The sequence below is a fragment of the Bradyrhizobium sp. 613_E4_N2_2 genome (assembly GCF_052075995.1).
GTDB lineage: Bacteria > Pseudomonadota > Alphaproteobacteria > Rhizobiales > Xanthobacteraceae > Bradyrhizobium > Bradyrhizobium barranii.
In genome coordinates this window covers 4,513,988-4,526,616 of sequence record NZ_CP197234.1, presented here as the reverse complement: position 1 = coordinate 4,526,616, position 12,629 = coordinate 4,513,988, and the positions used below count along the sequence as shown (strand labels likewise).

Here is a 12,629-nt window from a genome sequence, read left to right as displayed (position 1 = left end):
TACTACGGCCCGACCACCACACTTCATGACCATCGCCTCCCAATCCCCGCCCCAAAGCCCATGTCGACGTAGGTGCTCAGTTCTACGACACCGACCTCAGCAAGCCGATTTGGGTCGCCAACGTGGCCGCGAATGGTACTGTGGATTGGAGAGACGCTGCCGGAACGCCGGTCTAGCAGAGCGGTCGACGCATTCGACATACCGGCGCAACGAGACCGCCTTCGGGCGGTTGCCGAGGTTCGGGGTTATGGCGGCGCCACTCCCGGCAAGAGAGTTGTTGAACCGCCGCTTCAAGCGTATAGCGGCGACCATGTCGAACCCCACAGCCGCCGCGCCGGCCGATCCGATCCCCGAATGCCCGCACTGCCAGAAGCCGATGCCGCTGTGCATCTGTGACAGTGTCACGCCCATCAAGAACCGGCTCTCGCTCCTGATCCTCCAGCATCCGCAGGAGCAGGACAGGGCGCTCGGCACCGCCCGGCTGCTTGCGAAGCACTTTGCCGATGCTACGGTGCGGGTCGGCCTGTCCTGGTCGAGCCTGTCCAAGGCGCTGGCGCGGCCGGTCGAGAACGCTTCGCACTGGGCCGTGCTCTATCTTGGCTCGGCGCGCGCGGCCGATCTGGAGGCCGAGGGCGAGATCCTGGCGCTCAACCGCAAGGGCGAAGTCGCGGACAACCAGCGCTCGATCCTCGGCAAGCTCGAAGGCGTGGTGCTGCTCGACGGCACCTGGAGCCAGGCCAAGGCGCTGTGGTGGCGCAATCCCTGGATGCTCAAATGCCAGCGCGTGATCCTCAACCCGGCGCATCCCTCCCGATACGGACGCCTGCGCAAGGAGCCGCGGAAAGACGGGCTGTCGACCATCGAGGCGGCCGCGACCATTCTGGCCAGTCTTGAGAAGCGCCCCGATATCGCCGAGACGCTCAATGCCAGTTTTGAACGGATGTTGACGCGCTACCGCGAGGTTCAGGCCGAAATGCCGGAATTGGCGCCAAAACCGCCGGTCAAGGACCGCCGGCGCAGTGTCCGGCGCAGCAAGCGCAGCTGACTCGCGCTTAAATCCTCCGTACGGTTGATTGCCCCGCGCGAGACGGGCGGGTAGAGACGATCGGCCGATGGGCCGCGAACTGTTATCTTCGCAGAATCGGAAAGCCGGAAGCGGAAGGGGCAGTCGAATTCAGGCCGCGGCGAAGGAAATCCTTGCACAAGCGGCGCGGCCCGATCGGTGGGGCACGCTCGCGCTGATGGACATTTCGCTGCGTTACCGGCGCACCGTGATCGGCCCGCTCTGGATCACGCTGACGCTGGCCGCAACAATCGCAAGTGTCGGCACGGTCTACGCTGCACTGTTCAAGCAGGACATCGCCGGTTTCCTGCCGCCCTTCGCCGTCGGCCTGATCGTCTGGACCCTGATCGCGACGACGCTCCAGGAAGGCTCCAGCATCTTCGTGGCGTCGGGCCACCTGATCAAGGCCGTGCCGGCGCCGCTGATCGTGCATGTGCTCCAGATGATCGCGCGCAATGTGCTCATCTTCGCGCATCATCTGGTGATCGTGGTGCTGCTCTACATCGTGATGCCATGGCCGCTGTACTGGAACATGCTGCTCGCGGTGCCCGGCTTTGCGATCCTGCTGATCGTTCTGCTCGGCGGTTCGGTCGCGCTCGGCATGCTCTGCGCGCGCTTTCGCGATATCGGCACGGCGATCGTCAGCGGCCTGCAATTCATCTTCTTCCTGACGCCGATCATCTGGACCGAGGACGCCCTGCGCGGCACCGCGTTCTACTGGCTGATCCGCGCCAATCCGTTCGCGACGCTGCTCGACCTCGTGCGCAGGCCGCTGCTGTCGCAGCCGACCGATCCTGTGCAATGGCTGCTCGGGGCGATCTATGCGATCGTCGTAGCCGTCATCGCCTTCGGCTGCTACGCAAAATACCGCCACCGCGTGGCGTATTGGCTGTGAGGCACGCATGAGCCTTGCTGCCCAGATCGTGCTCCGCAACGTTTCGGTCAAATTTCCGGTGCTGTCGTTCCGCGACCGTTCGCTGCGCAGCCGCTTCGTCAGCGCGGTGACGCTGCGCCGGACGCCAGCGGTGCCGCACATCGTCTCCGCGCTCAACGACGTCAGTCTCGACATCCGCGCCGGTGACCGCGTCGCCATCATCGGCGCCAACGGCGCAGGCAAGACCACGCTGCTGCGGGTGCTCGCCGGCATCTATCATCCGACCGCGGGCAGCGTGGACGTGCTCGGCCGCTGCCTGTCGCTGTTCGACCTGTCGGCCGGCTTCGACGAGGAGGCCACGGGCTACGAGAACATCGTGCGCCGCGGGCTCGTGATCGGTGCGCGGCGCTCCGAGATCGATGCGCGGCGGGCGGAGATCGCAGAGTTCACCGAGCTCGGCGACAGACTCGACCTGCCGCTGCGGACCTATTCCAGCGGCATGATGCTGCGGCTGATCTTCGCGGTCGCAACCGCCGTGGAAGGCGAGATCGTGCTGCTCGACGAATGGATCGGCGTCGGCGACCAGCAATTCCGCCGGAAGGCGCGGCAGCGGCTCGACGAGATCGTGGCCCGTGCCGGCATCCTGGTGTTGGCCTCGCACGACATCGAGCTGATCCAGAGCACCTGTAACCGCGCGATCCTGCTGGAGGAGGGGCGGATGACCGCGGCCGGCCCGACCGATGCGATTCTTACGAAATATCTCGCTGGCCCCAGCGGGGCCAAGGCGTAAACGCCCGGCCGGGGTTGCCTAAGCCATTGATCCCCTATATTGCTCCGCCCTTACGGGGCCACGTGGCGGAGTGGTTACGCAACGGTCTGCAAAACCGTGTACACCAGTTCAATTCTGGTCGTGGCCTCCATAACAACCTCCTGATATTTCATCATAAATTTTGCTCACCGCGCGTTCCGCGGAGCACGCGGTTGAGGCCTGCCAGGCCGTGCACACCGGGTTTGCCCGGGGCTTGGCGGACACCAGCGATTCAGGCCCCGATGGCATAGACTTCGCATCTGCGAAGTGATGCGTCACGAATCCCTGGAGCTGGAGAGAACGTGAGCGACGTCGTCCGATTCGTCCCGAAATCCGAACTGGAGCGGGCTCGCCTCATTCGCGAGGCCCGTGCGATCTATGACAGCATCTTTCCGCCGGCCGCACCCGACCGGGCGCCGCAGGACGGCGAGGAGCGGGTCAAGACCTGATCGGTCCCGCGCCATTCCGGCGCATGGCCGATAGCAAAACGCCCGCGGGAGCGGGCGCATCGGTTGACGTTGAAAGTGGTCTCAACAGGCCGCGTACCAGCCGTCCGGAAACGGCAGAAGGGGCCAGGCGCCCTCATTGTCATTGGCGGCTTTGGGCGTTGCGACGTACGACCACGAGCGGGGCACGAATTCCTCCTCCGGCTCGGGCGCGAAATCTTGATAGACCATGGCGTCCCGGACGGCATCCAGCAGCAAGTTGAATTCGGCTTCGCTCATCGCACCCTCGCAGAACGCGGATGGCGCAATGTCGCAAAGCCGGTTTGTTACCCGATTGAGCCGATCGTTCGCATTTTAGCGACCCGGCGATCGGGCTCCGATTGGTTAGCGATTCCTTAAAATCCCCGCGGAACCGTACGTTCCTCCCGTCCGGCCTCAGTGTGAAAGAGATCACATCCCCCGCGATTTATTTCTCCTACCCCTTGGCGCGGCACCGGCCAGCGAAGGCCGGGCGGGCAAGGCAGACGGGAGACTTGGTCATGAAGGCAAGGTTCTTACGGTTTGCGGGTGCGAAGAGCCGGGCGCGCCGCGCCTCGACGGTCGGGCTGTTCCTGGCGCTGTTCGCCTCCGCCGCCAATGCGCAGCAGGGAACGCCGGAGCAGCGCCGGGCCTGCACCCCCGACGTCTACCGGCTCTGCGCCGGCGAGATCCCCAACGTCCGCGCCATCACGGCCTGTCTGCGCCGTAACCGGTCAAGCTTGAGCGAGGCTTGCCGCACCGTTTTCGACCAGGCCGGTGGCTGACATAGCCGCCCTGTGGGTTTGTGCGCAGCAAGTGGCTCGTGCGGTCTCGCGAATCCGGCATAGTCGGCCTGTGGATATGCTGCGGACAGCCTGTGGACGGACGGTGAGATGCTGTGGATGTCGTCCACAGATGCGTCTGCCCCGCACCCTATTTCCGTCAGCCAGCGTCATATATCTGTCAAATATCCTGACTGATTGATTCTCCGGCCGCGCAGATTATTGCGTCGCGCGAGATCATTTGGTTCTCCCGAATTCGGAATTGCGTGCCGCAGGACACCTGACGCACGAACAGTTTTTGTGCAGCGGGCTGCCCAATTCGCGGGCCCCATTCATCCAATTTTTTGTACGCCCGCGGACAAGCTTTCCCGTCCGCACTCCACCTAGGCTCGTTTCCGAGATCTGGAACATGGCCAGTGCCATGACAATTCGAAGGAGCTGGAGATGGAGACACGGGTATTGCCCCATGCACGGGGGATCGCACGCGCATCATTGCCATGGCGCAAGGTCGCACTCGGCGCAACCATCGCTTTCGGCTTCGTCGCCGCGGCACCGCTGAGCGCGCAGGCCGCCGCGCCCGCCGCCTGCGCCGCACTGCAGGAGAAATATCCGGACTGGAAGGGCAAGACCCTCGTCAACGCCATCAACCCGCACACGCCGGGCTATGAGACGATCGACCCGAAGGATCCCAGCAGATATATCGGCTTCGACATCGATCTTGGCGAAGCCATCGGCGAATGCCTCGGCTTCAAGCTGACCTACAAGCCGGTGACGTTCGCAGCACTCCTCACAACACTCGCTGCCGGCCAGGCGGACATCGTCATCTCCGACATCTACGCCACCAAGGAGCGCGCCAAGGCCGCCGACTTCATCACCTACTCGAAAGTGTTCGACGGCGTGCTGGTCGCCAAGGGCAACCCGAAGGGCATCAACGGCATCAACATGTCGATGTGTGGTGCAGCTGCCGCCGAAAACACCGGCTATGTCGAGGTGCCCCTGATCCAGGCGCTGATCCCGGAATGCAAGAAGGCCGGCAAGGCCGAGCCGACAATCCAGCTCTACGACAACAACGCCAACTGCATCCAGGCGATCCTCGCCGGCCGCGCCGACACCTACATCAACGACGTCAACACCGTCGACAGTGCGGTGAAGGCCTATCCGGACAAGCTGGAGAAGGCGGTCGCGGTGACGATCCCGTATTCGGTCGGCATCGCCGTCCCGAAGGACAAGCCGAAATTCCGCGACGCCGTGCTGGCCGCACTGATCGAGGTGCAGAAGGCCGGCACGCATATGGAGCTTCTGAAGAAGCACGGGCTCGATGTGAACAACTTCAAGGAACCGGACATTCTGACGGCTGACTGATGTCGCTGTTTCTCCATTACCTGAGCATGCCGTATCTGCTCGAGGGCATCGAGCTCACCCTCGAGGTGACCGCCCTCGGGCTCGGTGGCGGATTGATCCTCGGATTGATCCTCGCCGGCATGCAGCTCTCGCGCTTCTGGCCCCTGGCGGCGATCGCCAGGGCCTACACCGTGATCTTCCGCGGCACGCCGCTGATCCTGCAGATGGTGTTCGCCTACGACGCGCTGCCGCATATCGGCATCAAGCTGCCGGCAGTGCTGGCGGCCGGCCTCGCGCTCGCCTGCAACGAGGCGCCGTTCATCGCGGAGATGCTGCGCGCCGGCGTGCTCGGCGTCGATCGCGGGCAGGTGACGGCCGGCCAGGCGCTCGGCATGACGCCGCGGATCCTGATGTGGCGGGTGATCGCGCCGCAGGCGATCCGCACCATGATCCCGGCCTTCGGCAACGAGGCGGTGAGCGCGCTGAAGAATTCCTCGCTGGCGTCCGTCGTCGCAGTCCAGGAGCTGACCTTGCGCTCGACCCAATTGGCGTCCTCGACCTTCGACTTCTTCTCGATCTTCTTCGCCTCTGGCCTCTTGTACCTCGTGCTGACCTTCGCCATCAGCGTCATCCAGTTGTTCGTCGAATGGCTGCTCGATCTCGATCGCGCCAAGGGGCGTCAGCGCAAGCTCGCCGACTATCTGCCCTGGCGTCGCGTCGATCTCGGCACCAAGCTGGAGCTCGCGGGGGCGACCGTCGCCGATCCCGAACCCGTGCAGGCAGAGCTGACAGACACGCCGCCGCTTGCTCTGACCAGAGAGGAGCGCACGCGGCGTTCCGCGACGATCGCGCGCAACAACATCGCGGTCGAGACCAAGGATCTCACCAAAAGCTACGGCACGCAAAAGGTGCTCGGCGGCCTCGATCTCACCGTTCGCATCGGCGAAGTGATCGCGCTGCTCGGACCCAGCGGCTCCGGCAAGAGCACGCTGCTCCGCTGCATCAACCATCTCGAAAGCTGGGACGGAGGCACCGTGCGCGTCGGCGGCCGCCGTCTCGGCTTTGACGACGACGGCAAGTTGCTGTCACCCCGGGCCATCGCCAACGAGCGGGCAACCGTCGGTGTCGGCATGGTGTTCCAGCAGTTCAATTTGTTCGCCCATCTGTCGGCGCGCGAAAACATCGCCGGGCCTTTGCGCTGGGTCCACGGTATGACCCGCATCGACGCCGACCGTCGCGCCACCGAGCTGCTCGACCGTGTCGGTCTCTCGCATCGCGCCGACGCGCTGCCGCGACATCTCTCCGGTGGTCAGCAGCAGCGTGTCGCCATCGCCCGCGCGCTGGCGCCCAATCCAAGCGTGCTGCTTTTGGACGAGCCGACCTCGGCGCTCGATCCCGAGCTCGTCAACGAGGTGCTTGAAGTGATCCGGCGGCTCGCCATCGACGACGGCCTCACCATGATCATCTCGACGCACCAGATCCGCTTTGCCGATGAAGTCGCCGACCGTGTCGCCTTCTTGAGCGGCGGCGCGATCATCGAGGAGGGGCTGGCGCACGAGGTGCTCACCAATCCCCGCAATCCGCTGACGGCGCGTTTCCTCAGCGTGATGGAAGCCGACAAGACTCCGGAGGCGGTGCGATGAGCGCTGCCTTCGTAAGGTTCAAGACTCCCGAAGAGGCCACGTCATGAAGCATTTCACGCTGCTGGTTTCGCCGAAGACCGTCCACTGGGGCTATTTCTCCAAGAAGGTCACGCCGGCCCTGACGCTGCGCTCAGGAGACCGCGCCACCATCGAGACGCTGACCCATCATGCCAATGACGATTACGAGCGCATGATCCAGGGCGATCCCGGCGCCGAGAGCGTGTTCCAGTGGACGCGCGAGCACAAGGCGGTGGCGCGCCGCGGCTCAGGCCCGGTCGAAGGCCCTTTCATCCGTGGCGCGGGCGAGGGGATCGGCGTGCATCTTCTCACAGGTCCGGTCGCGATCGAAGGCGCCGAGCCCGGTGACATCCTAGAAGTGCGCATCCTCGATATCAGGCCGCGGCCGAGCTGCAGCGCCTGCCACGCCGGCCGCTGCTTCGGCTCCAACGTCGCCGCAAACTGGGGCTTTCACTATCACGACCTGATCGAGGAGCCGAAGCCGCGGGAGGTCGTCACCATCTTCGAGCTCGACACCTCGGGGGAGCCTTATGCGAAAGCGGTCTACAACTACGTCTGGACGCCGCAGACCGACCCCGACGGCATCGTGCATCCCACCATCGACTATCCCGGCGTGCGCGTCGATCACGCCACCGTCAGGAAGCGCGAAAACATTCTGTCGAGCGTGAGGGTGCCCGCGCGATTGCATTTTGGCACCATGGGCCTCGCGCCGTCGGAAGCCGACTTCGTCAGCTCGATCCCACCAAGCTACACCGGCGGCAACATCGACGACTGGCGTATCGGCAAGGGCGCGCGGATGTTCTATCCGGTCGCAGTCCCCGGCGCCTATTTCTCGGTCGGCGATCCTCACGCCGCGCAAGGCGACAGCGAGCTCGGCGGCACCGCAATTGAGACCTCGCTCACCGGCGATTTCGAGTTCATCCTGCACAAGAAGGCTGATCTGGCCGGCACCAGTCTGGAGGGCCTCGACCATCCGATGCTGGAGACCGATCACGCCTGGTCGTTCTACGGCTTCACCTATCCGAACTATCTCGCCGCACTCGGCGCCGACGCGCAAACCGAGATTGCCAATCATTCGAGCCTCGACCGTGCGATGCGCGATGCGTTCAGAAAACTCCGGCGGTTCCTGATGACCGTGCACGGTCTCGGCGAGGACGAGGCGATCTCGCTGCTATCGGTCGGCGCCGATTTCGGCGTCACCCAGGTCGTCGACGCCAATTGGGGCGTCCACGGCACGATCCGCAAGAACATCTTTCGCTGCGACTAATGCATTGAGACACAGCGAGTTTTCGGGATGAGGGGATGAGCGGCGAACGTCATTTGCGGCCCGTTGCTGCGACGGATGACCGCGTTCGTCTGGCACAGAGGTTGCTTCGATCAACTGCAATCTGGGTTGATCCGATGAGCTTCCGGCCGTTCACGAGCGAGTCCTACGCGCAAGACGACCGCCCCGAAGCCTGGCGGGACGTGCTGGCGGCGGTTGGCCTGCAACCGGCGACCGGCCATTCCTTCTTTGACGGACATGCAACCGCATCGCATCGCCATGCCGCAGGTGTTGCGCTGACGCGCATGGCCGCTGGCGCGCAAAGCGTCGCGCCTCTTTCGCAACCGAATGAAGACCTTCCGATCGCGCTGATCCCGGTCGAGGACGGCATGGTGCTGAAGAGCGCCGGCGGCCACCGCATCGTTCCGGTCGGCCATCTCGTGCTGCTGCCGCGGAGCGGGGACTGGAGCATCGTGTTCCAGCGCGACATGCGGGCCATCGTGCTGTCGGTGACCTCGGAAGCGCTGCACGGACGCCTCTCGGGCAGGCCGCGGCTCGGCGAGCCCCGCGTCGTTCCACCCAGCGGCTTTGCCGATGTGTTCTCGCGTCTGCTGGACGCGACCGCGCGCACGCTCGACACGTTGAGCGATGCCGAGTGGAATTCGGTCGCGCAGTCGCTCGTTGATCTGCTCCTGACGCTCGCGCATCAACTGGCGGCTTCGACGTCCGATGCCGGATCGAGCGCGACGCAGGCAGCGCTGCTGCATCGGATCTGCCAGACCATCGAGCGCCGGCTCGACGATCCCGAACTGGCACCGGCGCGCGTCGCGCAGGCCGAGGGGATTTCCGAGCGCTACCTGCAAAAGCTGTTCGAGACGGTCGGCGACAATTTCACCCATTACGTCCGGGAGCGCCGCCTCCAGCGTGCCTGGGCCGATCTGTCCAATCCGACCGAGGCGCATCGTTCGATCTCGGAGATCGCCTATGCCTACGGCTTTGGCGATTCCGCTCATTTCAGCCGCGCCTTCCGTCACCGCTTCGGCCTGCCGCCGCGCGAGTTTCGCCAGCAGGAGGCGGAGCGGGCGACCTTGCAGCACGGCATTGCCGGCCAGCGCGGCTGGCCGCAGGAGGCGCTGGCGCAACTGCGCGTGCATTCGAGCGTCGAGGCACGCAGCACCGTTGCGTGTGCCGGCACTGAGGAGCGGACGACCACGGAACGCAGGCATCACCATCTCCCGGTCGAGGCCAGCCGCATCCATTGGGGCTATTTCAGCCGCTCGCTGGCGCCGCAAATCGAGATCGCCTCGGGGGACACCATCACCGTCGAGACGCTGACGCAGCACGCCTCCGACGCACCCGAGATGATGATCGCGGGCGATGCCGGTGCTGAAAGCGTGTTCGGCTGGACACGGGACAAGAAGAACGTCGATCGTCGCGGCGCTGGCCCGATGGATGCCAGCGTGTTCGGCCGTGGCGCCGGCGAAGGATTTGGCGTGCACATCTGCACAGGGCCGGTCGCGGTGAAGGATGCCCAGCCCGGCGACGTGCTGGAGGTGCGCATCCTCGACATCGTGCCGCGCGCGAGCCGCAATCCGAACCATGCCGGCCGCGTGTTCGGCTCCTCGGTCGCGGCCTGGTGGGGCTATCACTACAACGAGTTTCTCGGCGGTCCCATGCCGCGCGAGGTCGTCACCATCTACGAGATCTTCGACGATCCAGAGGAGCCGCACGCCCGGGCGCTTTATTCCTATCGCTGGGAGCCGCAGACCGACCCCTTCGGCGTCATGCACGCCACCTACGACTATCCCGGCGTCCCCGTCGCGCCGGCCACGGTGAAGCGCCGGCATGCCGTACTCGATGGCATCCGCATTCCCCTGAGGCCGCATTTCGGCGTGATCGCGGTGGCGCCGCGCGAGGTCGATTTCGTCGACTCCGTGCCGCCGTCCTATTTCGGCGGCAATCTCGACAATTGGCGGCTGGGGAAGGGATCTACCGTCTATCTTCCGGTTTCGGTGCCCGGCGCGCTGCTCTCGGTCGGCGATTCCCATGCCACGCAGGGCGACGGCGAGCTCAGCGGCACCGCGATCGAATGTTCGATGACAGGGACGTTCGAGGTGATCCTGCACAAGAAGGCCGATCTTGCAGGCCGGCCCTTTGCCGATCTCTCTTATCCCCTGATCGAGACCGAGACCGACTGGGTGTTGACCGGGTTCAGCCATCCCAACTATCTCGCCGAGTTCGGCGCGCAGGGCCAGAGCGAGGTCTACGCAAAGTCCTCGCTCGACCTTGCCATGAAGGATGCGTTCCGGAAAATGCGGCGCTTCCTGATGAACGTCAAAGGCCTCAGCGAGGACGAGGCGATCGCGTTGATGTCGGCCGCCGTCGATTTTGGCGTCACCCAGGTCGTCGACGGCAATTGGGGCGTGCACGCCATCCTCAGCAAGCGCCTGTTTCGGGACGCGACTTAACAAGGACATCTCAAGTGAAATTCCACATGATCAGCGGCGGACCGAAGCCGGTCGCGCCCTTCAGCCACGCCGTCGAGACCGACGGGTTTGTCTTCGTCACCGGCCAGATGCCGGACACGCCGCAGGCGCCGGGTGTGCTGCCCGACGGCATAGAGGCGCAGACGCGGGCCGTGATGGAGAATTTGAAGGTGGTGCTCGCCGGCCTCGATCTCGGCCTCGAGCACGTCGTGATGACGCGGATCTATCTGACGCGTTTCAAGGAAGACTACGCCTCAATGAACGAGACCTATCGCAGCTTCTTCGCACCGGATCGTTTGCCGGCTCGCACGTGTGTCGGCGTCACCGGGCTCGCCTATGATGCGCTGATCGAGATCGACCTGGTGTGCCGGCGGCCGTGAGCTCGGCTTTCGCAGCCCGGTCGCTGCGGCACGAACTGATGCGCAGCAGAGCCGGGGCCCATGCCACAGCTACGGTGCGGCTTTCCGGGTCCCGGCTTGGCGCCGTAACGTTCCACGTTGCAACGCGGCCGGGACACGAGAGTGGCAGTCGCCAAACGCTCCCTCCACTTCGTCTTAAATTGCAACCCGCGCGTGCAAGAAGTCTTGATCGGCCGTGATCTAGGGATAATCAACCTCCTTGAACGCGTCGCCTGCGGCCGACGACTAACCCACAGAGTGCATGAGGGTCAGGGGAACGTGATCGTATTTCCTCTTCCTAAAGCACCAAAATGGTGCTTTAGTGCTTTCCATGAGCCCGTCGTCCAAAAACGCGCCGTCCGCGCTGCGTTACAGGCTTGCCCCTGACCCGGCCGCCAAGGCCGCCATGGAGGCGACGTTCAGGGCCTATGACCGCATGATGGAGATCCTGGACGAGGTGGCGCGGAGCCATAACGTCGGCTCCAATGTCGTCCTGCTCCATGCCCATGCCTATGAGCCGATCCGGAAAGAAACCGCGCTGCCCTCGCGCCTGGTGACGCTGGGCCTGCGCGACCGCGCCGATTATCGCGCCGCGCAGGGCCGCCGCCTGCCGCTCGATGACAAGCTCGTCAAGATCAAGGGCCCCGCCACCATTTCGATTGCAACCGTGCAGGGGCGCTTCAGCGTGCCCTTCGACTATGCCGGCTATGCCGAGGGTTGGGGGCAGAGCGCGCCCGCGCACCTGATCCGCACCGACGACGGCTTTGAAGTTCACTACGGCGTCACGCCGAACAATCTGCCAGAGGAGGAGAACGCTATGGATACCATCGCTGCCGCCCCCGACAACTTCCTGTCCCGGGTCGGGCGCCTGATCGCCGGGATCGCCTATGACGCGATCGAGCAGGCGGAGGGGAAGAACAAGCTGAACGTGGTTGGCCAAGCCATCCGCGAGATCGAGCGCGCGGAGAGCGAAGCGCGCGATGCGCTCGCGGCCGCGCGCGCCGAGGAATACCGTCTCAACGCGCGCCGCACCGAGATCGAACGCGAGATGACCGATCTTGCGCCCAAGATCGAAGGTGCGATTGCTGATAGCCGGGACGATCTCGCACGCGCCGGCATCGCGCGGCAGATGGACCTCGAGGCGCAGTTCGAGGTGCTCTCCCGCGCCATCGATGAGAACAACGAGAAGATCGAGCAGTGTGTGACGTCGCTGCGCGCCGTGCTGTCAGCGCTCCAGGATGCCGAGCAACGCCGTGCCGATCTCGAAAAGAGCGAGGCTCAGGCAAGCCATCAGGCTTCGACGTCGCCCCGGAAACAGGGCGGCGCCTCGGCAGCAGCAAAGGCGCTGCGCGCGGGCAGGGCGGTGGCGCGCGCCACCGGCGTTCCGGCCTCCATCCCGTACTCAAGCGACATCGACGAGCTCAGCACGTTGCATCGCGACAAGGAAATTGCAGCGAGGCTGGCGCGATTGAAGTCGCGCTCCTGAGT

12 protein-coding genes and 1 tRNA gene are annotated in these 12,629 nt (G+C 64.7%); 12 read left to right on the top strand and 1 reads right to left on the bottom strand.

Going from position 1 to position 12,629, the window contains the following annotated elements:
* The first annotated feature begins 310 nt into the window (after window positions 1–310).
* From AB7290_RS21690 to AB7290_RS21670, 5 genes are all read left to right on the top strand, one after another.
* Complete coding sequence (locus tag AB7290_RS21690; protein ID WP_085401458.1) at window positions 311–1,045, top strand: tRNA-uridine aminocarboxypropyltransferase; 735 nt, start codon at window positions 311–313, stop codon at window positions 1,043–1,045.
* Between the two features lie 196 nt (window positions 1,046–1,241).
* Window positions 1,242–1,958, top strand: coding sequence for an ABC transporter permease (locus tag AB7290_RS21685; protein ID WP_245344091.1), 717 nt, complete (start codon window positions 1,242–1,244; stop codon window positions 1,956–1,958).
* A 7-nt stretch (window positions 1,959–1,965) separates the two neighbouring features.
* Entirely contained in the window at window positions 1,966–2,727 is a 762-nt protein-coding gene (locus AB7290_RS21680) for an ABC transporter ATP-binding protein (protein WP_085401459.1), read from the top strand.
* A gap of 56 nt (window positions 2,728–2,783) precedes the next feature.
* Window positions 2,784–2,857, top strand: a tRNA-Cys gene (locus AB7290_RS21675).
* A gap of 190 nt (window positions 2,858–3,047) precedes the next feature.
* Window positions 3,048–3,194: a hypothetical protein gene (locus AB7290_RS21670; RefSeq protein WP_008132040.1), complete on the top strand. Its 147-nt coding sequence runs from the start codon at window positions 3,048–3,050 to the stop codon at window positions 3,192–3,194.
* Window positions 3,195–3,275: 81 nt separating this feature from the next.
* Here the strand turns inward: AB7290_RS21670 and AB7290_RS21665 are convergent, their stop codons facing one another.
* On the bottom strand, window positions 3,276–3,470 hold the full coding sequence (locus AB7290_RS21665; RefSeq protein ID WP_039148908.1) for a hypothetical protein: 195 nt from the start codon (window positions 3,468–3,470) through the stop codon (window positions 3,276–3,278).
* 260 nt (window positions 3,471–3,730) lie between these two features.
* On the opposite strand from AB7290_RS21665, the gene AB7290_RS21660 reads away from it, so the two are divergent.
* The 7 genes from AB7290_RS21660 to AB7290_RS21630 all read left to right on the top strand — a co-directional run bounded on the left by AB7290_RS21660 (window position 3,731) and on the right by AB7290_RS21630 (window position 12,627).
* Window positions 3,731–3,994, top strand: coding sequence for a hypothetical protein (locus tag AB7290_RS21660; RefSeq protein WP_085401479.1), 264 nt, complete (start codon window positions 3,731–3,733; stop codon window positions 3,992–3,994).
* A 441-nt stretch (window positions 3,995–4,435) separates the two neighbouring features.
* Window positions 4,436–5,353, top strand: coding sequence for an ABC transporter substrate-binding protein (locus tag AB7290_RS21655; RefSeq protein ID WP_354115163.1), 918 nt, complete (start codon window positions 4,436–4,438; stop codon window positions 5,351–5,353).
* The gene (locus AB7290_RS21650) at window positions 5,353–6,975 is read left to right on the top strand and encodes an amino acid ABC transporter permease/ATP-binding protein (protein ID WP_085401461.1); all 1,623 of its coding nucleotides are present in this window, start codon (window positions 5,353–5,355) and stop codon (window positions 6,973–6,975) included. Before AB7290_RS21655 ends, AB7290_RS21650 begins: the two co-directional genes overlap by 1 nt.
* 43 nt (window positions 6,976–7,018) lie before the next feature.
* The gene (locus AB7290_RS21645) at window positions 7,019–8,260 is read left to right on the top strand and encodes an acetamidase/formamidase family protein (RefSeq protein ID WP_085401462.1); all 1,242 of its coding nucleotides are present in this window, start codon (window positions 7,019–7,021) and stop codon (window positions 8,258–8,260) included.
* A 134-nt stretch (window positions 8,261–8,394) separates the two neighbouring features.
* The gene (locus AB7290_RS21640; RefSeq protein ID WP_085401463.1) at window positions 8,395–10,725 is read left to right on the top strand and encodes an acetamidase/formamidase family protein; all 2,331 of its coding nucleotides are present in this window, start codon (window positions 8,395–8,397) and stop codon (window positions 10,723–10,725) included.
* A 14-nt stretch (window positions 10,726–10,739) separates the two neighbouring features.
* Window positions 10,740–11,123 (top strand): RidA family protein, encoded by a 384-nt coding sequence (locus AB7290_RS21635; RefSeq protein ID WP_085401464.1) that lies wholly within the window; start codon window positions 10,740–10,742, stop codon window positions 11,121–11,123.
* A gap of 340 nt (window positions 11,124–11,463) precedes the next feature.
* The gene (locus tag AB7290_RS21630) at window positions 11,464–12,627 is read left to right on the top strand and encodes a PspA/IM30 family protein (protein ID WP_085401465.1); all 1,164 of its coding nucleotides are present in this window, start codon (window positions 11,464–11,466) and stop codon (window positions 12,625–12,627) included.
* Window positions 12,628–12,629: the final 2 nt, after the last annotated feature.

What these genes read in the sequence shown, in the direction of transcription:
- AB7290_RS21665 (WP_039148908.1), bottom strand. Translation starts at nt 3,470, where the DNA reads ATGAGCGAAGCCGAATTCAACTTGCTGCTGGATGCCGTCCGGGACGCC.
- AB7290_RS21690 (WP_085401458.1), top strand. Translation starts at nt 311, where the DNA reads ATGTCGAACCCCACAGCCGCCGCGCCGGCCGATCCGATCCCCGAATGC.
- AB7290_RS21685 (WP_245344091.1), top strand. Translation starts at nt 1,242, where the DNA reads ATGGACATTTCGCTGCGTTACCGGCGCACCGTGATCGGCCCGCTCTGG.
- AB7290_RS21640 (WP_085401463.1), top strand. Translation starts at nt 8,395, where the DNA reads ATGAGCTTCCGGCCGTTCACGAGCGAGTCCTACGCGCAAGACGACCGC.
- AB7290_RS21650 (WP_085401461.1), top strand. Translation starts at nt 5,353, where the DNA reads ATGTCGCTGTTTCTCCATTACCTGAGCATGCCGTATCTGCTCGAGGGC.
- AB7290_RS21680 (WP_085401459.1), top strand. Translation starts at nt 1,966, where the DNA reads ATGAGCCTTGCTGCCCAGATCGTGCTCCGCAACGTTTCGGTCAAATTT.
- AB7290_RS21655 (WP_354115163.1), top strand. Translation starts at nt 4,436, where the DNA reads ATGGAGACACGGGTATTGCCCCATGCACGGGGGATCGCACGCGCATCA.
- AB7290_RS21660 (WP_085401479.1), top strand. Translation starts at nt 3,731, where the DNA reads ATGAAGGCAAGGTTCTTACGGTTTGCGGGTGCGAAGAGCCGGGCGCGC.
- AB7290_RS21645 (WP_085401462.1), top strand. Translation starts at nt 7,019, where the DNA reads ATGAAGCATTTCACGCTGCTGGTTTCGCCGAAGACCGTCCACTGGGGC.